This is a genomic window from Collinsella sp. TM10-22 (assembly GCF_003466125.1).
Lineage (GTDB): Bacteria > Actinomycetota > Coriobacteriia > Coriobacteriales > Coriobacteriaceae > Collinsella.
In genome coordinates this window covers 1-1,317 of sequence record NZ_QSOC01000020.1, presented here as the reverse complement: position 1 = coordinate 1,317, position 1,317 = coordinate 1, and the positions used below count along the sequence as shown (strand labels likewise).

Annotated in this window: 1 protein-coding gene; it reads right to left on the bottom strand. The window is 65.1% G+C overall.

Annotated elements, in window-relative coordinates:
• Position 1: 1 nt before the first annotated feature.
• Positions 2-1,243: an arginine deiminase gene (arcA, locus tag DXD94_RS09525; RefSeq protein WP_117735747.1), complete on the bottom strand. Its 1,242-nt coding sequence runs from the start codon at positions 1,241-1,243 to the stop codon at positions 2-4.
• Between the last annotated feature and the right edge of the window lie 74 nt (positions 1,244-1,317).

Below are 1,317 nucleotides of genomic sequence, written 5' to 3'. Positions count from 1 at the left end.
CTTAGAGGTCCTCGCGCCAGAAGGGCATGCTCATGCAGCGCGGGCCGCCACGGCCGCGGGAGAGCTCGGCGGAGGGCACGACGAGAAGGTCCAGGCCCTCCTTGTACAGCACGTCGTTGGTGACGGTGTTGCGGGCGTAGACGCAGATCTTGCCGGGCTCGACGCACAGGGTGTTGGAGCCGTCGTTCCACTGCTCGCGGGAGGCCGCGATCGGGTCGCCGCCGCCGCAGGGGATCAGCTTGACCTGGTCGACGCCGGTGGCGTCCTCCAGGACGTGCTCGAGGGTGTCCTCGATCAGGCGGATGTTGACCTCGCCCGGGTTCTTGCCGGCGGTCAGCTCGTAGACGCGCAGGGTGCCCATGATGGCGGGGTGGATCGTGAACTTATCGACGTCGATCTGGGTGAAGACCGTGTCGAGGTGCATGAAGGCGCGCGAGACCGGGATGTCGAAGGCCAGGATGCGCTCGACCTTGGAGTCGGAGTTCCAGAAGATGTTCTGGGCCATGACGTCGATGGCGGCTGCCTGGGTGCGCTGGGAGATGCCGACGGCGAGGGTCTTCTCGTTGATGTTCAGCACGTCGCCGCCCTCGGTGTGGAACTGGCAGTCGCGGCGGAAGTACAGGGAGACGTCCTTGTAGTCGGGGTGGTACTTGAAGACGTACTTGCCGTACAGGGTCTCGCGGTTGCGGGTGACCGAGTACATGCGGTTGAGGTTGACGCCCTCGCCGACGACCGCGAACGGGTCGCGGGTGAAGTAGAGGTTGGGCATCGGGTCGATGATCAGGTCGGACTCGGACTCGGAGTTGACCAGGGAGTCGAGGGTCGTGGACGCCGTGAGGGGCATGTCGATCTCGGCCTTGGTCATGCCGGCCATGGTCTTCTTGACGAACTCGAGGTTGTCCTCGATGGAGTCCAGCTTCTCGCGGACGATCTGCGGCATGCGCTGGCCGCGGATGCCTGCCTCGGCGATGTACTGGTCGGTGAACTCGGCGCGGGCGCCGGGGACCTGGTCGAACACCTCTGCGACGAGGTTCTCGAGGTAGAGCACCTCGACGCCCTGGTCCCTCAGGATCTGGGCGAAGGTGTCGTGCTCCTGCTGCGCGACCTCAAGGAACGGGACGTCGTCGAACAGGAGTCGCTCGAGCTCGTCGGGCGGCAGGTTGAGGAGCTCGTCGCCGGGACGGTGCAGGCAGACCTTCCTGAGCTTGCCGATCTCGGAAGGCACGTGCAGACCTTTCGTCATGGCCTCCTACCTTTCTTTCGGGCCTTTCGGCCGAATCTATCAGCGCCCTTCCGTAACGGGCGCTGCTTGCTGAC